19 protein-coding genes are annotated in these 24,521 nt (G+C 63.3%); 13 read left to right on the top strand and 6 right to left on the bottom strand.

Annotation, left to right across the window (positions count from 1 at the left end; genetic code table 11):
* Positions 1-12: 12 nt before the first annotated feature.
* Positions 13-285, bottom strand: a complete 273-nt coding sequence (locus GRI58_RS10475; RefSeq protein ID WP_160753538.1) for an FAD assembly factor SdhE — start codon at positions 283-285, stop codon at positions 13-15.
* Between the two features lie 82 nt (positions 286-367).
* Positions 368-820: a hypothetical protein gene (locus GRI58_RS10480; RefSeq protein ID WP_160753539.1), complete on the bottom strand. Its 453-nt coding sequence runs from the start codon at positions 818-820 to the stop codon at positions 368-370.
* A 187-nt stretch (positions 821-1,007) separates the two neighbouring features.
* Here GRI58_RS10480 and recG point away from each other — a divergent pair, with 187 nt between their 5' ends.
* From recG to GRI58_RS10510, 6 genes are all read left to right on the top strand, one after another.
* The gene (gene recG / locus GRI58_RS10485; protein ID WP_160753540.1) at positions 1,008-3,068 is read left to right on the top strand and encodes an ATP-dependent DNA helicase RecG; all 2,061 of its coding nucleotides are present in this window, start codon (positions 1,008-1,010) and stop codon (positions 3,066-3,068) included.
* Between the two features lie 130 nt (positions 3,069-3,198).
* The gene (locus GRI58_RS10490; RefSeq protein WP_160753541.1) at positions 3,199-4,047 is read left to right on the top strand and encodes a protein phosphatase 2C domain-containing protein; all 849 of its coding nucleotides are present in this window, start codon (positions 3,199-3,201) and stop codon (positions 4,045-4,047) included.
* On the top strand, positions 4,047-5,456 hold the full coding sequence (locus GRI58_RS10495; protein ID WP_160753542.1) for an FAD-binding oxidoreductase: 1,410 nt from the start codon (positions 4,047-4,049) through the stop codon (positions 5,454-5,456). Before GRI58_RS10490 ends, GRI58_RS10495 begins: the two co-directional genes overlap by 1 nt.
* 21 nt (positions 5,457-5,477) lie before the next feature.
* On the top strand, positions 5,478-6,986 hold the full coding sequence (locus GRI58_RS10500) for an MFS transporter (protein ID WP_237452234.1): 1,509 nt from the start codon (positions 5,478-5,480) through the stop codon (positions 6,984-6,986).
* Complete coding sequence (locus GRI58_RS10505; RefSeq protein ID WP_160753543.1) at positions 6,983-8,014, top strand: serine hydrolase domain-containing protein; 1,032 nt, start codon at positions 6,983-6,985, stop codon at positions 8,012-8,014. Before GRI58_RS10500 ends, GRI58_RS10505 begins: the two co-directional genes overlap by 4 nt.
* Before the next feature lie 53 nt (positions 8,015-8,067).
* Positions 8,068-10,128, top strand: coding sequence for a S9 family peptidase (locus tag GRI58_RS10510; RefSeq protein ID WP_237452235.1), 2,061 nt, complete (start codon positions 8,068-8,070; stop codon positions 10,126-10,128).
* A 41-nt stretch (positions 10,129-10,169) separates the two neighbouring features.
* Here the strand turns inward: GRI58_RS10510 and GRI58_RS10515 are convergent, their stop codons facing one another.
* Complete coding sequence (locus GRI58_RS10515; protein ID WP_272916342.1) at positions 10,170-11,078, bottom strand: N-acetylmuramic acid 6-phosphate etherase; 909 nt, start codon at positions 11,076-11,078, stop codon at positions 10,170-10,172.
* Positions 11,079-11,130: 52 nt separating this feature from the next.
* On the opposite strand from GRI58_RS10515, the gene GRI58_RS10520 reads away from it, so the two are divergent.
* Together GRI58_RS10520 and nagA are read left to right on the top strand one after the other, a co-directional pair.
* On the top strand, positions 11,131-12,174 hold the full coding sequence (locus tag GRI58_RS10520; protein ID WP_237452236.1) for an SIS domain-containing protein: 1,044 nt from the start codon (positions 11,131-11,133) through the stop codon (positions 12,172-12,174).
* On the top strand, positions 12,171-13,298 hold the full coding sequence (gene nagA / locus GRI58_RS10525; protein ID WP_160753546.1) for an N-acetylglucosamine-6-phosphate deacetylase: 1,128 nt from the start codon (positions 12,171-12,173) through the stop codon (positions 13,296-13,298). Before GRI58_RS10520 ends, nagA begins: the two co-directional genes overlap by 4 nt.
* On the opposite strand, the gene GRI58_RS10530 is transcribed toward nagA, so the two are convergent.
* Positions 13,295-14,167 (bottom strand): glucosamine kinase nucleotide-binding domain-containing protein, encoded by an 873-nt coding sequence (locus GRI58_RS10530; protein ID WP_160753597.1) that lies wholly within the window; start codon positions 14,165-14,167, stop codon positions 13,295-13,297. The genes nagA and GRI58_RS10530 overlap by 4 nt on opposite strands.
* A gap of 164 nt (positions 14,168-14,331) precedes the next feature.
* Here GRI58_RS10530 and dacB point away from each other — a divergent pair, with 164 nt between their 5' ends.
* Positions 14,332-15,855, top strand: a complete 1,524-nt coding sequence (gene dacB, locus GRI58_RS10535) for a D-alanyl-D-alanine carboxypeptidase/D-alanyl-D-alanine endopeptidase (RefSeq protein WP_160753547.1) — start codon at positions 14,332-14,334, stop codon at positions 15,853-15,855.
* A 12-nt stretch (positions 15,856-15,867) separates the two neighbouring features.
* Here dacB and GRI58_RS10540 read toward each other — a convergent pair whose 3' ends face one another.
* Positions 15,868-18,213 (bottom strand): penicillin acylase family protein, encoded by a 2,346-nt coding sequence (locus tag GRI58_RS10540; protein ID WP_237452237.1) that lies wholly within the window; start codon positions 18,211-18,213, stop codon positions 15,868-15,870.
* Positions 18,214-18,374: 161 nt separating this feature from the next.
* Positions 18,375-20,147, bottom strand: a complete 1,773-nt coding sequence (locus tag GRI58_RS10545) for an N-acyl-D-amino-acid deacylase family protein (RefSeq protein WP_237452238.1) — start codon at positions 20,145-20,147, stop codon at positions 18,375-18,377.
* A gap of 16 nt (positions 20,148-20,163) precedes the next feature.
* Here GRI58_RS10545 and GRI58_RS10550 point away from each other — a divergent pair, with 16 nt between their 5' ends.
* The 4 genes from GRI58_RS10550 to GRI58_RS10565 all read left to right on the top strand — a co-directional run bounded on the left by GRI58_RS10550 (position 20,164) and on the right by GRI58_RS10565 (position 24,462).
* On the top strand, positions 20,164-21,048 hold the full coding sequence (locus GRI58_RS10550) for a LysR family transcriptional regulator (RefSeq protein ID WP_160753548.1): 885 nt from the start codon (positions 20,164-20,166) through the stop codon (positions 21,046-21,048).
* A 103-nt stretch (positions 21,049-21,151) separates the two neighbouring features.
* Complete coding sequence (gene dgcN, locus GRI58_RS10555) at positions 21,152-22,183, top strand: N-acetyltransferase DgcN (protein ID WP_160753549.1); 1,032 nt, start codon at positions 21,152-21,154, stop codon at positions 22,181-22,183.
* A 9-nt stretch (positions 22,184-22,192) separates the two neighbouring features.
* The gene (gene dgcA / locus GRI58_RS10560; protein ID WP_160753550.1) at positions 22,193-23,191 is read left to right on the top strand and encodes an N-acetyl-D-Glu racemase DgcA; all 999 of its coding nucleotides are present in this window, start codon (positions 22,193-22,195) and stop codon (positions 23,189-23,191) included.
* Positions 23,192-23,229: 38 nt separating this feature from the next.
* Positions 23,230-24,462 (top strand): dicarboxylate/amino acid:cation symporter, encoded by a 1,233-nt coding sequence (locus tag GRI58_RS10565; RefSeq protein WP_237452239.1) that lies wholly within the window; start codon positions 23,230-23,232, stop codon positions 24,460-24,462.
* Positions 24,463-24,521: the final 59 nt, after the last annotated feature.

The raw sequence follows: 24,521 nt of genomic DNA on the forward strand, positions 1-24,521 counted from the left end.
GGCCAATTAGGATCAAATTGTCACGTAATCGAGCTTCTGCATCGCCTCGATCTGCGGGCCGGCGAAGCGTTCGGGCACGGCCTGCGTTTTCAGCGCCCACGCCATCACATCGACATCGTCCTCGTCCAGCAGCGCCTCGAACCAGACTAGCTCTGCCTCCCGCCAATCGGCGTGATAGCGATCGAAGAACCCGCCGATCATGTAATCCGCCTCGCGCGTGCCGCGATGCCATGCGCGAAAGCGGCTGCGGGCGATACGAGTTTCGAAGGAAAGTATGTTGGTCATGGGGTCAAGGGGCACCGGGTTCGACAATCCAGTGCCCCTCTAGCCGCATTACACCCTCGCATTCAAGCGAAGGGCGCGCGCGTCAGGGATGGGTATGGCTGTATACGACCATGGAATCGGCGGTCATCGCTTCATCCTCTGCCATGATCTTCTTGGCCGCTTCTTCCGATCCCGCGACCTTGACCAGCGCCTTGCGGAATGCCGTGCGTTCGGGCGGGTTATGGCTGTCCAGCATCGCCATCCCGCGCGGCATCTTGAACACCATCATGATGTCGTACCGACCGGACGACAGCCAATGGATCGCGGGTTGTTCCATTCCCGCTTCCTTGGTTGCCGGGCCGAAATACTTCTCCCCCATTTCGTTCCAGCGTTCGCCCATGCCGGGTTTGAGCTTGAGAAATTCGATCCGGTATGTGGTCCGTGCTTCCTCTTCCTCGGCGGCCTGTGCCTGCGCAGGTGCCCCGATATGCGTCACAGCGGGATAGCTGAAGACGGCTGTTCCAAGGACTGCTGCTATTGCTAGTTTGCGGATCATCGTATTCCCTCCTTGATGGATTGGACATACGACCCTGTCGGTTCTGGCTGTTATCGCCGCGGAGGATTGGCGTTCGCTGTCCCCCCGTCGAGCGTCGCCTGAGCGGGAGTAGACGCTCAATTTCGCATTATGACAAGCCTGTTACGGCTGGCTTCGCAGAATCGGATCGATCGGTTAGGACAGGGCCATGCGATCCGATGCGCTCAATCCGCTGTTTGCCGAAGTCGATACGCTCGATGGCGTCGGAACGAAACTGAAGAAGCCGCTGGACCGGCTGGGCCTGACGCGGGTCAAGGATGTTGCCTATCACCTGCCCGAACGCTTCGTTTCACGGCGAGCGGTGCAGAACCTTGACGAAGCTGGCGAGGGCGAACAGATCGTCATCGCGCTGACGCCGACCGAGCATCGGGCGAGCCGCAACCAGCGCGGCCCCTATCGCGTTCTGGCACAGGATGCGGTGGGCAATGTGCTGGCGCTGACATATTTCGGGCGTGCGTCCTACAACGCGAAGAAACAGTTGCCCGTGGGCGAGAAACGCTGGGTGGCGGGCAAGCTGGAACGCTATGGCGATATGCTTCAGATCGTTCACCCCGATCATGTGCTGGAAGAGGGTGGCGAGAGCCTCGGCCATCTGTGCGAACCCGTTTACCGTTTGTCCGAAGGACTGACCCAGCCGCTGATCGGCAAGCTGGTGGCTCAGGCGCTCGAGCGTTTGCCAGATCTGTCCGAATGGATCGAACCCAGCCAGCTCGATGCGCAGCAATGGCCGAACTGGCGCGATGCGCTGCATTTGGCGCATCGCGGGGAGCATGAGGCTGCGCGCGACAGGTTGGCCTATGACGAGATGCTTGCCAACGCGCTTGCGCTGATGCTGGTGCGGGCGGACAATCGCAAGCGGCAGGGCCAGCCGCTCCATGGCGATGGCCGGTTGCGTGACAAGCTCGCGCTGCCGTTCCCGCTGACGGGTGCGCAAACACGCTCGATTGCCGAGATCGAAGGCGATCTGGCGCAGCAATCGCCGATGCTGCGCCTGCTTCAGGGCGATGTCGGCGCGGGAAAGACCGTGGTGGCACTGGAAGCCATGTTGATCGCGGTCGAGGCCGGGGCGCAGGCGGCCTTGCTGGCGCCGACCGAACTGCTGGCGCGCCAGCACTACGAAACCTTGCGTCGCATGGCGGCACCCACCGGCGCAAATATCGCCATCCTCACCGGGCGGGATAAGGGCAAGGCGCGTGAGGCGACGCTGATGGGGCTGATGGATGGCAGCATCGATATCGTGGTGGGCACCCATGCGCTGTTCCAGGATCAGGTCGCCTATCGCGACCTCGCGCTGGTGGTGATCGACGAGCAGCATCGCTTCGGCGTTTCGCAGAGGCTGATGCTGGCGAGCAAGGGCAAGCGCACCCCGCACGTGCTGGCGATGACGGCAACCCCGATCCCGCGTACGCTGACGCTGGCGCAATATGGCGAGCTCGATGTCAGCAAGCTCGACGAACTGCCGCCCGGTCGCCAGCCGATCGATACCCGGGTGGTCGGCATCGAGCGGCTGGACGAAGTCGTCTCAGGCATCGCGCGCCATATCGAGGGCGGCGGACAGGCCTATTGGGTATGCCCGATGGTGCGTGACAGCGAGGAAGGCGATACCGCTGCCGCCGAAGCGCGCTTTGCTGCGCTGAGAGAGCGTTTCGGTGACGATGTCGCGATGGTCCACGGCCAGCTCGCCAGCGAGCTCAAGGACGCCGCGATGGAACGGTTCGTGTCGGGCGATGCCAAGCTGCTGGTCGCGACCACGGTAATCGAGGTGGGAGTGGACGTGCCCAACGCCACGCTGATGGTGATCGAGCAGGCCGAGCGTTTCGGACTTGCCCAGCTTCACCAGCTGCGCGGGCGCGTCGGGCGCGGGTCGGAGAAATCGGTCTGCCTGTTGTTGCGTTCGGGCGAACTCAGCGAAACCTCGCGTGCGCGGCTCGCCCTGATGCGCGAAACGCAGGATGGGTTCAGGCTTGCGGAGGAGGACTTGCGCCTGCGCGGCGGTGGCGAACTGCTGGGCACGCGCCAGTCGGGCGATGCGCCGTTCCAACTCGCCACGCTGGAACAGATCACGCGCCTGCTTCCGGTCGCGCATGACGATGCCTGCCTCCTGGTCGAGCGCGACGGCGGGCTGGACGGAGAGCGCGGAAATGCCGCGCGCGTGCTGCTTTACCTGCTCGAACGCGATTTCGGTGTGCGGACCCTGCGCGGCGGCTGATCCGTTGCACCGTGGCAGACATAACCTGCCTGCATAAGGCACGGAATGGGCGGGCAATGTGGTGGCCAAGCCATTCGGGCTATCCTAGTCAGGATGTGGCGGGCGAAGTGGAATAAAGGCGCGAGCGCGAATGCTAGAAATCAATGTCGCTTTGTCCGACCCCGGATCCGACTGCAATGAGGATCGCGTGGGCTACGCTCGCGACACCATGTGGGTGATCGATGGCGCTACCGGCACTGGCGACAAGCTGACCGACACGCCCAGCGATGCGGCTTGGTTGGCCGAAACCGCCAATGCCGCCTTCGCCGCACTGGTCAATGCCGAGCCCGATCTAGGCCTGCAAGAGCTGGTGCGCGCTGCCATCGCTCATTGTCGCGATGAATTTGAAACCGTTCAGCTTGGGCCGTTGCAGCCCGATGCGACCTTGCCTTCTGCCGCCTTCATGCTCGCCCGCGCGCGTCATGGTGAACTGGAAATCGTCTCGCTTGGCGATTGCGGCACGCTGATCGAGCGCGACGGCGAGGTGGTGGTGATCGGAACCGGACAGTCGGCGAAAGAGAACGAGACCATCGCCCACACCAACGCGATCCTCGCCGAAACGCCGGGGCTGGAGGGACGGGAACTGATCGAAAAAATCGCGCCCAAGCTCAAGACTGACCGCAAGCGCATGAATCGCGAAGGCGGTTACTGGATCTTCTCACTCGCGCCCGAGGCGGCAGACCATCTGCGCCGCACCGAGGTGCCGATCGAGGATGGGCAGGAGATCGCCATGGCCAGCGACGGCTTCCTGCGGCTGATCGATGTGTTCGACTGCGAGACGCCCGCAAGCCTGCTTTCCGCCAGTGGGCAGGGCGCGGCCAACGCCCTGCTGACCGAACTGCGCGGTCTGGAGCGCGCCGCAGACTCCCGCGAGCGTTTCCCGCGGATCAAGCTGATGGACGATGCCAGCTTCCTCCACGCCACACACAGGGCGGACTGATGAACGTTGCGCTCGAAGCCTTGACCGCCGAACTGGCGCCGCAATTCGGCGAACGCTGGATCACCAACCCCTCGCGCCTGGAAACCTTCGCCTATGCCGAAGGGCATCATGCCAAACTGATTCCCGCCCTGGTCGTCCAGCCGGAGACGACCGAGGAGGTCTGCATCCTGATGGCGGCTACCCATCGCCATGGAGTGCCCGTGGTGGCGCTCGGGGCGGGAACGTCGCTGGAGGGTAACGCCAGCCCCGTAGAGTTGGGCCTCACGGTCGATTTCTCGCGCATGGACCGCGTTCTTGAAGTGAGCGCGGAGGATATGCTCTGCGTCGTCCAGCCCGGGGTGACGCGGGTTGCTCTCAACACAGAATTGCGCACGACCGGGCTGTTTTTCCCGCTCGATCCCGGTGCCAATGCGACCATCGGCGGCATGATCGCCACCCGCGCTTCGGGGACCAATGCAGTGCGCTATGGCACGATGCGCGAGACGGTGCTGGCGCTCAAAGTGGTGCTCCCTGATGGCACGCTGATCCAGACAGGATCGCGGGCGCGCAAGTCGGCAGCCGGATACGATCTCACGCATTTGTTTACCGGCTCGGAGGGAACGCTTGGGCTGGTGGTAGAGGCGACGTTGCGGCTGCACGGCATTCCCGAGCATGTGCTCGCCGGAAGTTTCACCTTCGACACCATCGAAGGCGCGGTTTCGACGGTTATCAACACCATCCAGCTGGGGGTGGCGGTGGCGCGCATGGAGCTGCTCGATCCGGCGGCAATCCGTGCCTGCAATGTCTATTCGCACCTCGACTTGCCCGAATTGCCGACGCTGTTCATCGAACTCCACGGCAGCGAGGCGATCATCGAAGACCAACGCGCCACCATCGAGGCTATCGGCAGGGATCTGGGCGGGCGGGACTTTGCCATGTCCACTGATGCCGACGAGCGCAACCGGCTGTTCCGCGCTCGCCATGACGCCTTGCCCGCGGCGCGCGCCAGTCGCCCAGGTGCGGTGGTCTGGTCGACAGATGTGTGCGTCCCGATCTCGCGGCTGACCGACGCCATCGCCGGGGCTCACGCGGCAATCGAGGAGGCAGGATTAACCGCGCCCATCGTCGGTCATGTGGGTGATGGCAATTTCCATGTGCTGTTCGTGCTGGACCCGGCAAAGCCCGAGGAATGGGAGCGGGCAGGGCGCGTCAACGACAGCCTGGTCAACCATGCGCTGTCGGTTGACGGCACCTGCACCGGCGAGCACGGCATCGGGCTGGGCAAGCGTCAGGCGCTGGTGCGCGAACACGGCGATGCGGCAGTCGATCTGATGCGCACGATCAAGCGCGCCATCGATCCCGATGGTCGGCTCAATCCGGGCAAGGTGTTCGAACTGACCCCGGCAACCGCGAAGGACGATCATGGCTGATCGGGCGGCGGGGCGCGCCGGATGAGCAGCGCGGAGGGGGGCAAGGCGCAGGCCATCGTGCCGGACCAGCGGCGTCTGCTGCTGCTTTACCTGTTGCTCGGCTTTTCTGCCGGCCTGCCGTTCTATATGTTCAACGCGGTGCTGACGCTGCGCCTCGCGCGGCATGGCATCGATATCGTGCTGATCGGCTTCTTCGCGTGGGTGGCGCTACTGCCGACGTTCAAATTCCTCTGGGCACCGATTGTCGACCGCCTCAACGTGCCCGGCTTTTCCGCCTTCTGGGGCAAGCGGCGCGGGTGGATCATGCTCGCCCAGCTCGGCATATTCTCGTCGATGGTGGCGATGGCCTTCACCGCCAGCGACACCAACCTCCCTTTGGTTGCGCTGTTCGCAATCCTGCTGGCGTTCTGGACCACCACGCTCGAAGTCGCCGCCGATGGCTGGCGCATCGAACTTGCGCCGTCGCAGGAGGAGCAGGGGCCGATCGTCGCGGCGAACCTGTGGGGTTATCGCAGCGCGATGGTCGCTGCGGGCAGCGGTGCTGCGCTGGTGGCTGCACGGGCTGACTGGATGTGGGCCTATCTCGCCATCGCGGTGCTCGCCTTCCTGCCGTTTCCGATATTGGCGGCGATGCGGCGTGATCCCGACGCCAGCGCGAAACGCAGCGGATCGCTGGTCAAGGGGATCATTGCGAGTGTCGTGATCCTGCTGTTGTCCTCGATCGCGACGGCCATCGTCGGCTGGCTGGCGCTGGAGGTGTTCAGCGCGGCGGGGATCACCTCCGAAAGCAATGTCACCCCCTATGTGCTGGTGATCTGCATGTTGCCTTTCGTCGGGCTGGCCTTTGCCCTGCCACGCATCCGCAAGATGGGCCCTGACGCGCCGTGGCGGCGCTCGCCCGCTTTGGGGCCCTATGTCGATATCTTCTGGCGCTATGGGTTTGCGACGCTGCTCGTGCTGGGCTTCGTATCGCTTTACCGGGTCGGAGACGTGCTTGCGCTGACGCTGTCGCACCCGATGTGGAATGCGCGCGGCTATTCGCTCGACCAGATCGGGATTGCCGATGGCGCGGTGGCTTTGCCTGCGAGCATGGTCGGCGTCGCTATCGGTGGCTGGATCTCCGCGCGCTGGCGGCTCGGCTGGGCGCTGGCGCTTGGGGCGGTGGTCGCAGCGCTCGGCAATTGGGTCTACATCTGGCTGTGGGACAGTCAGGCGCATGGCTGGATCCTCTACACCTGCGTCGCCGCCGACCAGTTCGGCAATGGCCTCGCCGGGGCCGTGTTCGTGGTTTACCTCTCTATGCTGGTGAACCCCAGATTTCCCTCGGCGCAATATGCCTTCCTGTCGGGTTTTGCCTTCCTGCTGGCGCGATTGCTCGCCGGAGCATCGGGCACCTTGCAGCAGCAGATCGGCTATGACGGCTTTTTCATGCTCTCGGGAGCGCTCAGTATCATGGCGGTGGTGTTCCTGCCGCTGCTTGCCAAAGTCGTCCCTCGCGGAACTTCCGCCGGGCCGGAGAGACCAGTATGATCGAAGAAATTTGCAATGGCGGCTTCGAACCGGCCGCACGCTATGTCGATGAAGGCAAGGTCCCTTGCGCCGCACTCGGCGTGGTGGATGGCGAGGGTAACATGGCGGTGCGCCTTTCGGGCATGGCTGCGCTGGAACCGGAACGCGAGGAACTGACCCGCGATCACTGGTTCGATCTTGCCTCCGTGTCCAAGGTCATCGCGACGACCACCATGGTGCTCAAGCTCGCCGAGCAGGGGCGGTTAGACCTCGACCGACCGCTGACCGATGCGATTCCCGATCTGCGCCAGTACGATGTCGCCCACGCGCCCGAACGGCGACTGACGTTTCGCGATTGCCTGGTGCATCGCACTTTCCTGCCTGCTGTGTTCCCGATCTACACCTATGGCGACGATCCGGCACGGATGCGCGCCTTCGTGCTCCAGCGCGAATGGCCGATGGGGCCACCGGTCTATTCGGACATCAATTTCATCCTGTTGGGTATCGCCATCGAGCGGATTACAGGTGAGCCTTTGTCGGCGTGGCCTTTGGGCGAGGGGCTGGCTTACGGCCCGCCACCGGGCCTGGCGGTCGCGACCGAGCGTTGTTCATGGCGCGGGCGCGTGCTCAAGGGCGAGGTGCATGACGAGAACGCCGCCGCGCTCGGCGAGGCACCGGGCCATGCCGGACTGTTCGGCACGGTCGATGGCGTGCTCGGCTTCGCGCGCGATCTAATGCAGGGCAATATCCTTTCGCCCGCGATGATGGATGAAATCCGCCAGCCGATGGATCAGAGCCGGACTTGCGGCTGGGAACGCGCTTACGGTGGCTGGTCGGGCGGAATGGCGTGTTCAAACGAGACGATCGGCCATACCGGATTTACCGGGACCGGCCTGTGGATCGATTTCGAGCGCGGACTTGCGTGGACGCTGCTGACCAACCGTGTCCACACGACCCGCCACGGCGAAATGCATATCAAGAACCTGCGACGCGAGAGCGGTGACGCGGTGATCGCGGCGTGGAATTCTGTGAAGGGGAACAAGCGATGACTAGCAGCCGCTCCGCGAGCATCAGGACTTCCAGCTTGGCCCGGACGAAGGGCTTGACCTCACTCCTCGGTGCCGTCTGTATCGGACTTGCTGGCGTATCGCTTGCCGGCACTGTCCCGTTTGCTGTGGCTCACGCCCAACCGGCAGACGCGACCGACAGTTTCGCGCAGAAGCTGGCGGTCCCGTTTCAGGGCGGGCTGGTCGGCGCTGCCGATGCGCCGGTTTTCGCCTGGCAAATGAACCAAGCGGGTGTGCGCAATATCTGGGTGGCTGGGCCTGATGGCAAGGGGCGTCAGAGGACTGACTATACACTCGACGACGGGATCGAGCTGTCTGGACTGACGCTCAATGCCGATGGCACGCGGCTGGCGTTCGTGCGCGGAGGCGACGCCGAATTTCCCGATGGCGATCTTCCCAATACCGGGCCAGCGCTCGTCGCGCCGCGCCAGACGCTCTACGTGCTCGACACGGCGGGCAATGCCGCGCCTGAAAGCATCGGGCAGGGGCATGGCGCGGCCTTCGCGCCCGATGGTCAACGGATCGCTTTCACGCGCGAGGGCATGATCATGCTGTGGTCGCCCAGTGGGCAGGCCTATCGCATTGCCAAGGTCACCGGCGAGGTTGAGGAGCTGATCTGGTCGCCCGATGGCAAGCAGATATTGTTCCAGGAAGCGCGCTCGGGCCACAGCCTGATCGGGCTGATCGACCTGGATAGCCAGACACTCAGATATCTCGGTTCGACATTGGGCTATGCGAGCGATCCGGCGTTCTCGCCCGATGGCAGCAAGATTGCCTTCATCCAGTACCTTGAGCCTCCTGCCGAGCTGGAGAACAGCACCGCCTCGTTCTGGTCGCTGCGCGTGGTCGATGTTGCGAGCGGGGCGGTGAAGACGGTCTGGTCTGCCCCGCAGGGCGAGGGCAGCCAATATTACGGCACGCGCGGGCGCAATCTGTTCTGGCTCAAGAGCGGGCAATTGATCTTCCCGTGGGAGCGGACCGGCTGGCTGCATATCTATGCCGTTCCTGCAACTGGTGCAGGAGATGCACGTGACCTGACCCCCGACGCCAATGAGGTGGAGAATTTCCGGCCCACACCCGATGGCAAAGCGATGGTTTACAGCGCCAATCCCGGCAATCTCGATAGCCGGAGGCTGTTCCGGGTCGATCTCGATGGCAAGCGCACAAAGGCGCTGACGCCCGAAAACCAGTTTGCGTTCTATCCGGTGTTCGGCGGCGACAGGCTCGCTGCGACCGTCACCGATGCCACCCATCCCGCGCATATGATGCTGGTGGACTCGATGACCGCGCTCGGCCTGGTGCCGCAAGTGCCATCCTATCGCCAGCCGGAGGTGGTGACGTTCAAGTCGGATGACGGCGTGACTGTCCACGGGCAGTTGTTCCATGGTGTCGGTAAGGGCAAGCGCCCGGCGCTGATCTTCGTGCATGGCGGGCCGCGGCGGCAGATGGTGCCCGCTTTCAGCGCGATGTACTACTACAGCAATTCCTATATCATGAATCAGGAACTCGCCGCGCGCGGCTATACGGTCCTGTCGGTTAATTATCGCAGCGGGACCAATTATGGCCGCGCGTTCCGAGAAGCGCAGGGCAAGGCGCGGGCCGGGGCATCGGAATATCGCGACGTGCTGGCTGGCGGGAAATGGCTCGCCGCGCGTAGCGATGTCGATGCGAAGCGCGTCGGCATCTGGGGCGGAAGCTGGGGGGGGTATCTCACCGCGCTGGCGCTTGCCCGCAATAGCGACATTTTTGCAGCCGGGGTGGACTTCCATGGCGTGCACCAGATGGTTCGGCCTGTGGCAGAAAGCTTCTCTCCCGAGGAGCGTTTGCGCCAGTACCAGTTGCAATGGGATTCCTCGCCGATGGGCTCGATCGCGAAATGGCGCTCGCCCGTGCTCATCATCCACGGTGACGATGATCGCAGCGTCCCGTTCAGCCAGTCACTGCTGCTCGCGCGCGAGCTGACCGCGCGCGGCGTGCCGTTCGAGGAACTGGCTTTCCCCAACGAGCGCCACGACTTCTATCGCTTCCACGATTGGCTGGTGAGCTATCGCGCGTCGCTGGCCTTCATTGACCGCGAGCTTGGCGGCAAGAAGTGATCGTTGGGGTTGGACAATTGGCGGTTATGATGCCGGATCGTTCAACGCGTGCGAAGTTGCTCGACCAGAGCGGCGAATTCGCGTGGGGTTTCTGCCATCCGTTGCCGCGCGTCCGCCAGATCCAGCCCCAGCGCAACGAGCACGGCGGTGCGGATGTCGCGGCCCGCATCCTCAAGTGCAATGCCTGCAACCGCATCGTCGACCCCGGCAATCTCGCTCACCATCGCGATCCCGCGCTTGAGCAGCTTGGCGTTGGAAATGCGCATGTTGACCATCAGCCCGCGATAGACGAGCCCCTGGCGCAGCATGATCGCTGTCGAAAGCAGATTGAGCGCGGCCTTTTGCGCGGTGCCGGCCTTCATGCGCGTCGATCCGGCAACCGCCTCGCTGCCGGTGTCGAGCAGGATCGGATGCTCGGCGGCCTCGAGCAGCGGGGTATCGGGATTGCAGCTGAAGGAAATGGTCAGGCTACCGCGGGACCGCGCTTCTTCCAGCGCGCCGATAGTGTAGGGCGTGCGTCCGCTGGCGGCCACGCCGATCAGGACATCGCATTGCCCGAAAGCGGCGTCGCGCACGGCGGCGCGTCCTGCCTCGGCATCGTCTTCGGCGCCTTCGACCGCGCGCATCATCGCCGTCTCGCCGCCAGCGAGGAAAAACGCCAACCGCTCCTCCGGCCAGCCGAAGGTCGGTGTCAGTTCGACCCCGTCCTGCACGCCGACGCGCCCGGAAGTGCCTGCGCCCGCATAGGCCAGCCGCCCCGCATCCCCGAGTCGCTCGGCCGCCGCTTCGGCAGCCCGCGCAATCGCTTCGGTTTGCGAGCCAATCGAGGCCACCGCTTCCCGCTGCCCCTCGAACATCGCCATCACGGCGCGTTCGGTCGGCCAGCGATCGATTTCGGCAAGGTTCGGGTCGGCGGTTTCCGTGCTCATGGGGTAAAGCCTATCGCGCAGCGCGCTGCGCAAGCCAATCCATCATTGCCGCAAACAAGTATAGGTCGCCTTTATGCCTGATACTCCCAGCCTGATGTTCTCGGAGGCGAAAAGCGCTGCCGATATCGTTGCAGCGCAGATCGCGGCGAACACGTCAGCCATGGCGGATGTCGGCGCACGCCTGCGCAAGCTCGACCCGCCCTTTGCGCTGACCATCGCGCGCGGATCATCCGATCACGCGGCCAATTTCGCCAAGATACTGTTCGAAACCCGGCTCGGAATTCCCATCGTGAGCCAGTTGCCTTCGCTGGCGACGCTTTATCACAAGACCTCGCCCAAGGTCGCGGGGGCATTGGCGCTGGCAATATCGCAATCGGGCAAGAGCCCGGACCTGATCGAAGCCGCCCGTGCCGCGCGTGCGCAAGGGGCACTGCTGATCGCGATGGTCAATGACGAGGCTTCGCCATTGGCCGCGGAGGCGGATATCGTGTTCCCGCTGCACGCCGGTTCGGAAAAGAGCGTGGCTGCGACGAAAAGTTTTATCGCCTCGCTGACGGCTATCGCGCAGCTGACCGCCCATTGGGGAGAGGATGCCCAACTGACGAAAGGGCTTGAAGGTATCGGGCCTACGCTCTCCGAAGCATGGTCGATGGATTGGGAGGAGGCGCTCGACCCCATCGCCAGCGTGCGCAAGATATTGGTACTCGGACGTGGCCTCACCTGGCCGATCGCTGCGGAGGCGGCGCTCAAGTTCAAGGAAACCGCGCAGATCCACGCAGAAAGCTTTTCCAGTGCAGAGGTCGCTCATGGGCCGATGGCGCTGGTGGGGGAGGGGGACCCGATCCTTGCTTTTGCGCCATCGGACGAAGCGGTCAGCGGTTTTGCCGAGAGGCTTGCGGCATTTGCCGAGCGCGGCGCAAAAGTGATCGCTGCCGGGACCGGTGATACAGTGGCGCCTGCCACAATCAAGCTGCCCGTGGCGCAATCCTGCGATCCGGCGGTCACGGCCATCGGCATGATCGCCAGCTATTACCGCTTCGCTGAGGCTCTGGCGCGCAAGCTGGGGCTCAACCCGGACGAACCTCCGTTCCTCTCCAAGGTCACCCGTACACGATGAGCAGCTTCACCCTCGAGAACGCGACAGTCGTGACGTCGGATGGCGTTCGCAAGGCAGTTTCGGTTGCCATCGAAGGCTCTCACATCGCTGACGTGGGTACGAGCTCCGGCAAGAAAATCGATTTGGGCGGCGGGTACTTGCTGCCGGGCTTTATTGATACGCAGGTGAACGGCGGCGGTGGGGTGCTGCTGAATGACGAGCCCAGCGTCGATGGCATCGCGGCTATCGCAGTGGCGCACAGGAAATTCGGCACCACCGGGATAATGCCGACACTGATAAGCGACGATCTTGTCGCGATCGAACGCGCCATTGTGGCGACCGATGATGCGATTTCACAAGGCGTGCCAGGTGTGCTCGGCCTGCACATAGAGGGTCCGTTCATCTCCACCGAACGGCGTGGCATTCATGCCGAGCGCTTCATGCGCCCCTTGGATGAAGAAGCCTTCGCCGTCCTCACGCGATCTGGAAACGGGGCGCGGTTGATAACGCTAGCGCCCGAGTGTGTTGTCGCCGGTACGGTCAGCCGTCTGCGCGCGGCAGGGTTGATCGTCGCGGCAGGTCATAGCGCCGCCGATTACACGCAGACGCGGGCCGCGCTGGATGAAGGACTCGACGGTTTCACTCATCTGTTCAACGCGATGACGCAGTTTCAGAGCCGTGCGCCGGGCATGGTGGGGGCGGCGCTGGAGGACCGCAACAGCCGCTTTGGTCTGATCGTCGATGGCGCGCACGTGCACCCTGCGGCGCTGCGCGTGGCGCTGGCGGCGCGCGGGCTCGATGGGGCGATGCTGGTGACCGATGCCATGCCGCCGGCGGGAACCGATCTGGAGCAATTCGACCTGCAAGGTCGGACGATTACGGTCGCTGAGGGCACACTTCGCGGCGAGGATGGTACGCTCGCCGGATCGGCGCTGACGATGGATCTGGCGCTCCGCAATGCGATGGACATGCTCGGTCTGACGCTTGCCGAAGCGTCGCAGCTTGCCAGCGCCAATCCCGCGGCATTTCTCCGGATGGATCGGCAACGCGGTGCGATCGTACCTGGTCTCGCGGCCGATCTGGTGCACCTCGACGAGGAATTTCGCGTCAGGCAGGTCTGGATCGCCGGAGAGGAACAGCTCTAGGGCGCGTTGCCGCGATAGCCCGCCAGATAAAGTGCCCCGTCAAGCGGATCACCTTTGGGCGGCACCAGTCGGGCCACGGTGCGTTCGCGCAGCCATGGCCGCATCCTCTGCGAAAGACCGCCCGCCAGTGAGCAACGCTGCGCCCCGCGCTGGAAGATCGTCTCGATAAACCGTTCGATATGCAGCACCGCGTCCTCGACGATCGAGCGAGCGATCTCGTCGTCAGCTTCGGCGAAATCCATTACCAGCGGAGCGAGGGCAGCGTAGTCGGTGGGGGTTGCGTCATCCATCCACGCGATGGCGCGGGTGACTTCATGCCCGAACCGCGCGGTGACGGCGCTACTGAGTGGGGTCGGCTTGGTCCGCCCGTCGAGCGCGCGTAAGGCGTGCCGCATGGCGCTGAGGCCAAGCGCCGCGCCGCTGCCTTCGTCGGAGATGGGGAAGCCATACCCGCCGATGGAGAAGCTTTTCCCTTCGTGCAGGACATGGGCGATGCTGCCGGTGCCGATTACCAGTATCGCGCCGTCCGCCCCGCTGTGCGCGCCAAGATTGGCGATCATCCCGTCGCTGTCGAAGGCGCAGGAGGCATAGGGAAAGGACAGCTCGGCAAACGCTTTGCGCATTCCCGGACGCGATAGCCCGGCAACCCCTGCACCCATGGCAATTTCGCTCGCAGCACTTTCATCCAGTCCGGCCATGCGTAGCGCCATACCGCCGACTTCCAGCAGACGCTCATGCACCGCATCGAGGCCGAGCCAGGTGTTGGCCGGGCCGCCTTCGCCATGGCCGATCTGCTGCCCGTCGGAATCGATCAATCGCGCCCGGCATTTGCTGCCGCCAGCATCGAAACCCAGATAATAGCGCGCCATGGTCTGCCCGTTGCCTGTGTGATGAGCCACTGCGAGTATCCCCAGCGGCGCTTCGACGCAATCGCCGGTACGATGCCTGCGCGTTGCGCCATGGCTTGCGGTTATGGGGGATACGGCAATATTCCGCTGTCGCCATTAGCGCCTAAGGCGATAGCATAGCGCTCATGCGCAAACTGTCCCTGTTCGCCGCGACGGCCTTGTTCGCCCTTTCGCCCGTTTTCGCCCAGACATCACCAGTACCTTCGCCCGACGGCCCGAGCGCTCCCATTGCGCCAGCTTTGCCTGCACAGGCGCAGGACCCGGCGCTGCTGCAAAAAGTGCAGGCGATCCTGGCGGCTGCCCCGGCGGGCACGCGTTTCGGGCTGCTGGTCGAAACGCTCGATGGGAAACCGGTCATCTCGATCGCACCCGATCAGCGGTTCATGCCCGCGTCGAACACCAAGGTCTTCACCACTGCGGCAACCTATGCGCGGCTCCCCGCGCTGCAAGCGAGCGCGCAGGGCACCGGCGTCAGGCTGGAACGGGGAAGCCATGGGTTGAACAACGTCGTGATCGAGGGGCGCGGTGATCCGGATCTCTCTTCGGCTGCCGATTGCACGCAGGATTGCCTTGCGACGTTGGCCGATGCCATCGCCGCACGCACTCGGCATGTTGGCGATATCATTGGCGATGACACCTTCTATCCCGATGACCGCTGGAGTCCGGGGATGAGCTGGAACAATATGCCGTTCACATGGGGCACCGGGATTTCGGCTCTGACGCTGGACAACAATGAGTTTGCGCTGACGGTGACGCCGGGCGCCGTGGCGAAGCTACCGCGAGTTGCCGGGGATGGCTATTTCACCTTGCAGAACGATGCGCAGACGGTCGCTGGCGACAAGTCGGATATCGGCTTGTGGCGAATGCCGGGTAGCCGCGTGTTGCGAATATCAGGAACGGTTGCTGCGGGTGCCAAGCCCGATGTGGTGCACCTCGGCATCGACGATCCGGCGGAATATGCAGCGTTTCGGTTCAAGCAATTGCTCGAGGCGCGCGGGGTCAAGGTGAGGGGCCGGGTGCTCACGCGGCATCGCCCTTTATCGCCACTTGATGATCCGGAAACGCGTGGCGATGCTCCGGTTCCCGCCACACCCCAACTGCCGATGCTGGCACAATTGCCCGCACCCTCGCTGGCCGAGGATGTCCACCTGACCAACAAGGTCAGCCAGAACCTCCATGCCGAGCTGATGATGCGGCGGCTGGGCAAGATCGTCGGCAGCGGTTCGATCGCCGATGGCGAAGTTCAGTTGACGCAGACACTGACGGAAGCGGGCGTGCCGCAGGGCGGTTATTACTTCGCCGATGGCTCGGGCATGTCGTCCTATAATCGCGTGACACCCCGGACGACCGTCACCCTGCTGCGGTGGATCGTCAAACAGCCGTGGAGTGCGGCATGGCGCGCGAGCCTGCCGCTCGGGGGTGAGGACGGAACGCTCGGGCGGAGGTTCAGGGACACGCCGCTCGACGGCAAGATCAGCGCCAAGACCGGGTCGATCAACGCCTCACGTGCACTTTCGGGCTATATGCCGGGCGCGAGCGGGCAGACGCTCGTCTTGTCGATCTTCGCCAACGACATCCCGCCCAAAGGCGAGAGGGCTGCCATCGCTGCGATGGACGCATCATTGCTGGCAATTGCCGCTGCCAATTGAGGCAGGCAGCAGTCAGCTGGATGTTGGGATAAGCTGAAGTTCGCTATTGCGGCTCGCTGCTACGGCTGCGGGGCTGAAATCCATCGGCTGCATATCGCCGTCGAGCCACGGTCGATAGAAATCCCGATAATGCGGCGATGCGGGATCGATCGACTGACCGGGCAGCAGCAGGAAGCGGCTTCGATCCCAATCGCCGACATCGGCGGCGAACAGGAAGCTGGCGCCATGCCGGACGTCCCACCCATGCTGTGCTCGCAATCCGCGGGCCATCACCGTGGTGGCATCTCCGCCCGAGCGACCGCCGTCGATGGCCGGAAAGGTCTCGGCGATACCAGACACTGGCGCGAGCGGATGGGTAATTTCGACGCGATGAAGATCGCCCCAGCGCCATTTTTTCGGGTCGTCTCCTGCCAGCTCGAATGCCTTTGCCCATGCTGCGGCGAGGGCGCGATTCATCAACTCATCGCGTTTCGCCGCAGGCTGATCGCCAAGGCGCGGATCGAGATTCGTCAACACGTCCAGCATGACTGAGAGGTTGATTGTCGGGACCAGCTCTTGCGCTGCTTGCGGGATGATCGCCTGATGCAATGCCCGCCGAATTTCCGGCAGGAACATTTCATAGAGCAGCGCAGCGGCGCTGTCCGTGCCGATCTCGCAATCCCAAGCCCGCAGCATATCGGCTGCCGCTTGTGCGTCGGGTGTAGGTTGCGCTGGAAGCAATGCCTTGAACGCACGAGCAGGCAAGGACTGCACATCGTGCATCAGGGCGATACTGTCGGCAATCGAGTGCTTGTCCTGCTTGCTCAGCACTTCCGCGATCCGATCATGGCGATAGGGATCGTTCCAGGTGAAGCTGAGCGGCTTTTCCTTGATCGGGTAGCTCGCCGGAACATTGTAGGCATTGGCCGACGCGATCCAGCCCTGCTCGGGATTGACGATGCTCGGCATCTCGTCGAGCTGCACAAGTCCGTCCCAGTCATACCGCCCGTCTCCGGGAACTGGAAACAGCCCGTCGTGGCCTTTGCGACGCGGTGTGAAACCGATGGCGTGCCAGGCGATATTCCCGTCCACGTCGGCATAGTGGAGATTGGTGGGCGAGACATGGAGCTTGAACGCCTCCAGCAAATCGTCCCAGCCATGCGCAAGGTCGATCGCGACGATGGCGAAGCGCATATTCGCGCCCGGCAACATGCTGACGGTGGCGGCCGCGACCGCGCGGTTCTTGTCTGGCTCGTCAGCGATCACCGGTCGACCATCGGCATAGTGCATGGTGACGGTCTCGGCCGTGGCGCCCTTGACTGAAATGAGCTCCTCGAAGGTATCGAACGCCTCCCATTCGCCGTTGCGATAATAACGACCGGGGTCGTCGGGCTTCGTGTCGAGGATATAGAGGTCGGTTTGGTCGATATGGAAATTGGTTCGCCCGAAGGCAAAACGGTCCGTGTGACCCTGCATGATGCCGGGCAGGCCGGGATAGCCAGCGCCCATTACATCCAGACCCGGTGCGGTCAGGTGGACGACGTGGCGCGGGCTGAATCCGCCGATCGAAAGATGCGGATCGTTGGCGAGGATCGGCCGCCCGGTGGCGGTGTGCGATCCGGCGACCGTCCACGCATTGCTGCCCTGGTTGGCAAGGTCTGACAGCATGGCTGCGCGGTCGAGGCTGGCGAGTTGCGGCTGCTCGAAAGATGGTGCCTGCAAATCGCCCAGAACGCCGAGGTCATCCTTGCTGACGGCATGGACGTCCAGCCCCTCGGGCACGGTCAACGTGTGTGCCGGGCGCAGCGGTTCGAGGTAATTGTCGTATTCCAGCAGGTCGCGCGCAGCCAGCATTGCGCGGCGGATCTCGTCGTCGACATTGCTTGTCGCGAGCCCGCGGATGGTGACGAGTTCGCGCAAATCCCAAATCAGCGGCGTGATACCGAGAATGGCATATTCTGGCGTAAGCAGGCTCGGATCCGCGCGCGTCTCTGCGATGCGTGCATTGATGCCATCAACATACCCGCCAACACATTCGCGCACTTCATCCGGAATACCTGCCAGCTCGGCATTCACATCGCCGCGATAATGGAACAGCCGCGCAGCGCGATCTCCGGCAAGGAAGGCGGGACCAAACACCTCGGCCATGCGCCCAAGCTGCTGGCGGTGATCGAGGTCGATCTGGAACAGCCGGTCGCGAGCAACGAGATAGCCTTGCGCAAAGAAGGCGTCTCGTTTCGATTCGGCGCGGACGTGGGGAATTCCGCGCTCGTCTTCGATAATATGGATTTTTCCGTGCAGTCCCGCGAGCAGGTGGCCACCCTCAGCGTGTCCCGTAGTACCGGCCATGCTTCCCCCTGCCTTCAGTCCAGCAATCATGCCAACAGAAGCGAGCAACATCGATCTTCGTTGCATCCAATGCGCTCCGGTCACGGCAAAACTTCTGCCAATGCTAGGGGCAGCGGCGCAATCCGCGCGAATAGATAGGCGAAGGTGGGCCATAGCCGGTGGTTATTCCGGCTCCGGTTGCGGGAAATGTGTCAGGGGCAATCAGGCACCGATTTGCGCAACAGCACACGTCCGGCGGTGGCGCCTGTCGTCTTGCTGTCAGACACCGCCAGCTTGCCGTTCACGAACAGCGCCTTGACCCCGACACTCAGTTCGCGCGGATGCACATAGGTGGCGCGAGGTGCGTAGGTCTTGGGATCGAACACCAGCACATCGGCAAAATTACCCGGCTTGAGATAACCGCGCTTCTCGATGCCGTAGATGTCCGCCGTTTTGCCGGTCGACTGGCGAATGAACTGGCCGAGCGTCAGCGTGTGGTTGTCCAGCACATATTTGCGATACTTCTTGGGGAAGGTCGCGAACATGCGCGGGTGGCCGTTCGATCCGTCGGACGAGGTGACGACCCACGGTTGCTTCATGAACAGCTCGACATCGCTTTCGGCCATGTTGAAGGATGCGACATCCATCCCGCCGCCACCCTTGGCGAGGCTTGTGCGCATGATCTTCACCGCCGCATCGATCGGCGAAATCCGCCAGACTTCGGCCATCTGTGCCAGCGTCTTGCCGGTCCATGGCTCATCCTGCGAGGTGAGCAGCATCGACGATGCCCCGCCACGTCGGCGCAAGTTTTCGACCATGGCTTTCTTGATCTTCGCCAGCTGTAACGGATCGTCCAGTCTCTTTGCCAAAGCCTTGCTGCCACCATCGTTGGCCCAGACCGGAAGCAAGGAGGCATCGACGCTCGTCCCGGAGGCCAGCCAAGGATATTGGTCTGCGGTGACCTTGAGGCCTTCCTTGCGCGCGGCATCGATCAGGGCGATCACCTGCGGCGCTTCGCCTTGCACGTCCACGCCCAGTGCCTTGATATGCGCGAAATGGACCGGCATTCCCGCCTCACGCCCGATGCGCAGCACTTCCTTGACCGAGTTGAGCAAGCCGATCGTATAGGATGATTCGTCGCGCTGGTGGGTGTCGTACATTCCTCCACGCTTGGCCGCTTCCTTGGCCACCGCGATCACTTCATCTGTCTTGGCGAAGCTCTGCGGGGCGTAAAACAGGCCCGTAGAAAAGCCGCGTGCGCCCTCACACATGGCGTTGGCGACGAGCTGCTTCATCTCACCCAGTTCCTTCGCAGTCGGAGCACGATCGGCCTGACCCAGAACACGGCTGCGCACGGCTCCGAAGCCGACGAAGGGAATGACATTGGTGCCGACCCGCGCCTTCGTCAGCTTGCTGGCGTAGTCCGTGACATCGGGCGTGCCTCCGCCATCCACGCCAACCACCACGGTGCTGACCCCCTGATCGAGCCAGGCGGCATTGACCCGCTCGGCCCGGGTCGGGGCCTCAAGGAAAACATCGGCGTGCGTATGCGCGTCGATAAAGCCGGGGGTGACGATCATGCCCTTGGCCTTGATCGTTTTGGTTGCCTCGATCGCGCGATGGGGCCCGACATAGGTGATGTGATCACCCACCAGCGCAACGTCTCCGACGAAAGGTGCTTTCCCGCTGCCATCGTAGATCGTGCCGCCTTCAATCAGGACGTCGACTGTTGGCGATGGCGCGGCATGCGCTGCGATCCCGCCGAGGAGGCCGATCGCGATGACGGCTATCGAAGCGTGAAAGGGTCCGCGGTGACGGGCTGAGATCAAGGGCAAGTCGAAAACTCCGGCTGGGCAGGGCTGGACGCGCCCCTGTTCATTTCCCCTGCGAAGTTCCGCGAAAGTGGGGGTAATGTCCATATCAGGGCTTGCGGCCCGGCATAGCCTGCCGGAATGTCCGCCGTGCTTGGGATCGTCAATGAGCATGTAAGGTCGGTAGTCGATGAATTTGCGCCAGATCGAGATTTTCCACGCGGTTTACCTGCACGGCACGGTGAGCGCGGCGGCGCGTGCACTGAATGTGTCGCAACCTTCGGTGACCAAGGTCCTGCGCCATGCGGAAAGGTCCATCGGCTTGCCGCTGTTCGAGCGGGCAAAAGGTCGTCTGGTGCCCACGCAGGATGCACGCACCCTGTTCGAGGAAGTGTCCGACATTCAGGACCGCGTGCGTTCGTTCCGGCGCGCTTGCCAGAACCTACGCCAGGGCGAGGGCAGCGTGTTGCGCATCTCCGCTTTGCCGTCGCTCGGGCTTGGCGCGATCCCCGAAGCGGTGGCGCGCTACATGGCGGGGCACGAGCACATATTGTTCGATCTCCAGACCTCGCATCATGACGAGATCCTGCGGCGCCTCTACGAACGCGAAACCGATATCGCGATCAGCTTCGACGTGCCTGCCTCCGCCCCAGTCTCGCACCAGGTGATCGGCGAGGGCGAGCTGGTCGTGTTGTTCCGCGAAGAGGATTATCCCGACGCGCCGCCACGCATTCATCTAGAGGATTTGCGCGATCGCAACTTCATCAGCCCGGTCCAGAGTGGCCCGATCGGCGATATGCTTGCAGCCGAACTCGACCGGCTGGATGTAAGCCTGACCGAAACGATTTCCGCCCGCACGTACTACATCGCCGCCGCATTGGTCCGCGCGGGGCTTGGTATGGCCATCGTTGACAATTTCACCGCCGAAGCCTCGCTCGCCGCGGGGCTCGCAAACCGGCCTTTGCAACCGGCACTGACCTTCAACGTCAATGCGGTGCATCTGGAAAACCGACCACCACCCCATGCTGCGACGGATTTTCTCTCCCTGCTGGCAGAGGTGATGGAGGAACTCTAGGACGATTCCATAGGATCAAGCTATAGGGTCGGGGGCGTGCGTTGTATGGGCGCAGCCGCACTATCGCGATAGGCTTTGTGGCCTGTTGGGGGATAGCGATACGATGACCATACCCACGCCCTATCTGCTGTATCTCGGCGATTCGGCCGATCCTGCCGACGTGAAGACTTCGCGCGGCATTGCGGCCTTCCGTCCGGATGTCTGCGTCGGTGAGTTCCGCCATGAAGATTGCGCGCTGACACTGAACCTGCCGCGCATGGGCTTTGAACAGGCGGTGGCGGCTGGTGCGAAAACGCTTGTCCTCGGTGTGGCCAATGCCGGAGGAAAGCTTGGAGAAGCGTTGATCGAGGATGCGCTCGCTGCTCTCAAGGCTGGACTCGATATTGCTGCTGGGCTGCACCAGCGCCTGGCAAACGAGCCCCGCCTTGCCGAAGCCGCACTGAAACACGGCAGGACCCTGCACGACGTGCGCGTACCGGCGAGCGACATTCCGGTCGGGACGGGCTTCCCGCGAGCAGGCAATCGCCTGCTGACCGTCGGAACCGACTGCTCGGTCGGCAAGATGTACACATCGCTAAGCCTCGTCGATGGACTGCGGGCGAGGGGCGTTTCGGCGGATTTCCGGGCGACCGGTCAGACCGGCATTCTGGTGTCGGGCAACGGCGTCCCGCTCGACGCGGTCGTGGCCGATTTCATGTCCGGCTCCATCGAGCAGCTTGCACCAGCCCGAAATGACGATGGCTGGGACGTGATCGAAGGGCAGGGATCGCTGTTTCACCCATCCTTCGCAGGTGTGTCCATGGGCCTGCTGCATGGCGCGCAGCCTGCTGCCTTGGTGATGTGCCATGATCCTTCGCGCGCGCATTTGCGCGGTATACCGGGACGCAGCTTGCCCGATGTTGCCGAATGTCTTGCCGCCAACCTCGAGGCGGCGCGTCTCACCAGCCCGAACGTGCGTGCGGTGGGCGTCGCGCTCAACACATCGGCAATGGACGAAGACAGCGCCAGACGCGCTTGCGAGACGATTGGCGCGGCAGTGCAACTGCCATGCAGCGATCCTTATCGTATGGGCGTTGACAGCATTCTTGACCGTCTGCTGGAGAGTGGCAAGTCATCGGTAGAGGTTGCCGCGTAGCAGCATGTCATGAGCCGCAAACTGACCATTGCCAGCGAATCCCTGCCGCTTTCCCGCCCGTTCCGCATTTCGCGCGGGGTGAAGAGTGCAGCCGACGTGGTCGTTGCAATGGTCGAGCAGGACGGTGTGGTCGGGCGCGGCGAATGCGTTCCCTATCCCCGGTATAACGAAACCGTCGAGACGACCGTCGCGGCGATCGGCAAGCAGCGTGAAGCGATCGAGGCCGGCGCCGGGCGGGATGACTTGCTCCGGTCAATGCGCGCCGGCGCGGCGCGCAATGCCCTCGACTGCGCCCTGTGGGATCTCGAACTGCGCTTGTCCGGGCAGGATATTTTTTCTGCCCTTGGCTTGCCCCGCCCTGAGCGCATCGCAACTGCGATGACGGTGGGGCTGGATCGGCCGGACAGGATGGCGATAGCGGCCAGGGACTTGGCCGATGTTCCACTTATCAAGGTGAAGGTCGACGCCAGTGATCCTGCGGCGCAATTGCTTGCCGTTCGTTCGGCAGCACCCGGACCGAAGATGATTGTCGATCCCAATGAAAGCTGGTCGATGGCAGAAGTTGACGGCCTGCAGGACCTGATGATCGAACTGCGGGTGGGCCTTCTCGAACAACCCTTGCCATCTGCAGATGACGCCGAGTTGCAAGGCTATCTTTCGCGTATCCCTGTTGCTGCGGATGAATCCCTGCACACCGTCGCGGACATCGGCAGCCTGCCCGATGGATACGGTGTTGCGAACATCAAGCTCGACAAGGCGGGCGGGCTGACGGCGGCGCTCGCGCTGGCAGATGCCGCGAAGGCGAGGGGAATGGAGTTGATGATCGGCTGCATGATCTCGTCCTCCCTATCCATCGCACCTGCGCTGGTGCTGGCTGCACGTTGCTCCTTCGTCGATCTAGATGGCCCGCTATGGCTGGCGCACGACAGGGCCGGCGGTGTCGGGGGAGACGCTGGCTATCTCACCGGCCCGGCAACGGGTTTTTGGGGGGAGCCGCGCAGCCGATAGCGCTTGCCAAGCGCTGCCATTCACGCGAGCGGAGGGCGATGATGGGATTATTCACGAAATGGCAGCGCTGGCCCTTGTGGCGGCGGGTACTGGTGGGCCTCGTCGGCGGCGTGCTGATGGGCGTGTTGTGGCCGAACGCGACGCCGTGGATCGCCTTTGCCGGTGACCTGTTCGTCCGGCTGATCCGGATGCTCGTGGTCCCGGTCGTTTTCGTCAGCATCGTATCCGGTGTCACGGCGCTGGCCGATCCACGCAGCCTTGGCGCGGTCGGCGGTCGGACGCTGCTGATTTTCGCCGCAACGACAGCCTGCGCGGTTGCCATCGGAATGGCGCTGGGTTTGACGATCCATCCAGGGGCCGGGGCTGCCATCGGCAGTGCGCAAGCCCATGTGCTGGGTGAACCCAAGCCGCTCTACGATCAGCTGATGGGCATTGTCCCGGTGAACATCGTCGATGCCTTGCTCAAGGGCGATATGCTGGCGATCATCTTCTTCGCCATGACCTTTGGTTTCAGCATCGTGCTGGCGGGGGAGGAAGGACAACCGCTTGCGCGCCTGTTCCAGTCCGCAGCCAGCGTGTTGTTCCGGCTGGTCGGGCTGGTAATGGAGCTGACACCCTATGGTGTCTTCGCATTGATCGCCAATGCCGTGGCGCAGAACGGCGTGGCGGTGTTCGCGAACATCGGCCTGCTGGCATTATGCACGGTTCTGGGCGTGATTGCACAGATCGTGCTGGTGCACATGCCGATGATCGCGCTGCTGGCGAAGCGTTCGATCCCACAGTTTTTCCGCGATGCGCTCGACGCGCTGATCGTGGCATTCTCGACAGCATCCTCCGCAGCGACGCTTCCCATCGCCTTGCGGATAGCGCTGGAGGACATGAAGATACCTCGCGGTGTCGCTTCCACGGTGCTGCCGATCGGCGCAAGCATCGGCAAGGATGGGACGGCGATGTATGTCGGCCTGCTCAGCGTTTTTGCTATTCAGTCGCTGGGCGTGGTGCCTGATCCCGCGATGCTTGGGATCGTGTTCGTCACTGGCGCTCTGGCCGCTTTCGGTACTGCACCGATCCCCTCGGCATCGCTGTTCATGCTGGCAGCGGTGATGGCCTCGGTCGGCATTTCGCCCGCTCAGACCGCGCTGGTCATTGGCTTCGTCCTGCCCTTCGACCGATTGCTCGATATGACCCGTACCGTTGCCAGCGCCAGTGCAAACCTGACGGTTACGGCGTCGGTCGCGCGCTTGCAGCGGGGCGAAGCTCCTGAGCAGTAAAAAATGTTCTCAGAGCCATTCTGGGTAGCGACCGATCTAGCTTATTTCATCACTGCCTA

It is taken from the genome of Qipengyuania algicida (genome assembly GCF_009828025.1).
In the GTDB taxonomy this organism is placed as follows: domain Bacteria; phylum Pseudomonadota; class Alphaproteobacteria; order Sphingomonadales; family Sphingomonadaceae; genus Qipengyuania; species Qipengyuania algicida.

Coding starts and splice junctions, on each gene's coding strand:
- GRI58_RS10475 (WP_160753538.1), bottom strand. CDS start 285: ATGACCAACATACTTTCCTTCGAAACTCGTATCGCCCGCAGCCGCTTT.
- GRI58_RS10480 (WP_160753539.1), bottom strand. CDS start 820: ATGATCCGCAAACTAGCAATAGCAGCAGTCCTTGGAACAGCCGTCTTC.
- recG (WP_160753540.1), top strand. CDS start 1,008: ATGCGATCCGATGCGCTCAATCCGCTGTTTGCCGAAGTCGATACGCTC.
- GRI58_RS10490 (WP_160753541.1), top strand. CDS start 3,199: ATGCTAGAAATCAATGTCGCTTTGTCCGACCCCGGATCCGACTGCAAT.
- GRI58_RS10495 (WP_160753542.1), top strand. CDS start 4,047: ATGAACGTTGCGCTCGAAGCCTTGACCGCCGAACTGGCGCCGCAATTC.
- GRI58_RS10500 (WP_237452234.1), top strand. CDS start 5,478: ATGAGCAGCGCGGAGGGGGGCAAGGCGCAGGCCATCGTGCCGGACCAG.
- GRI58_RS10505 (WP_160753543.1), top strand. CDS start 6,983: ATGATCGAAGAAATTTGCAATGGCGGCTTCGAACCGGCCGCACGCTAT.
- GRI58_RS10520 (WP_237452236.1), top strand. CDS start 11,131: ATGCCTGATACTCCCAGCCTGATGTTCTCGGAGGCGAAAAGCGCTGCC.
- nagA (WP_160753546.1), top strand. CDS start 12,171: ATGAGCAGCTTCACCCTCGAGAACGCGACAGTCGTGACGTCGGATGGC.
- GRI58_RS10530 (WP_160753597.1), bottom strand. CDS start 14,167: ATGGCGCGCTATTATCTGGGTTTCGATGCTGGCGGCAGCAAATGCCGG.
- dacB (WP_160753547.1), top strand. CDS start 14,332: ATGCGCAAACTGTCCCTGTTCGCCGCGACGGCCTTGTTCGCCCTTTCG.
- GRI58_RS10540 (WP_237452237.1), bottom strand. CDS start 18,213: ATGATTGCTGGACTGAAGGCAGGGGGAAGCATGGCCGGTACTACGGGA.
- GRI58_RS10545 (WP_237452238.1), bottom strand. CDS start 20,147: ATGCTCATTGACGATCCCAAGCACGGCGGACATTCCGGCAGGCTATGC.
- GRI58_RS10550 (WP_160753548.1), top strand. CDS start 20,164: ATGAATTTGCGCCAGATCGAGATTTTCCACGCGGTTTACCTGCACGGC.
- dgcN (WP_160753549.1), top strand. CDS start 21,152: ATGACCATACCCACGCCCTATCTGCTGTATCTCGGCGATTCGGCCGAT.
- dgcA (WP_160753550.1), top strand. CDS start 22,193: ATGAGCCGCAAACTGACCATTGCCAGCGAATCCCTGCCGCTTTCCCGC.
- GRI58_RS10565 (WP_237452239.1), top strand. CDS start 23,230: ATGATGGGATTATTCACGAAATGGCAGCGCTGGCCCTTGTGGCGGCGG.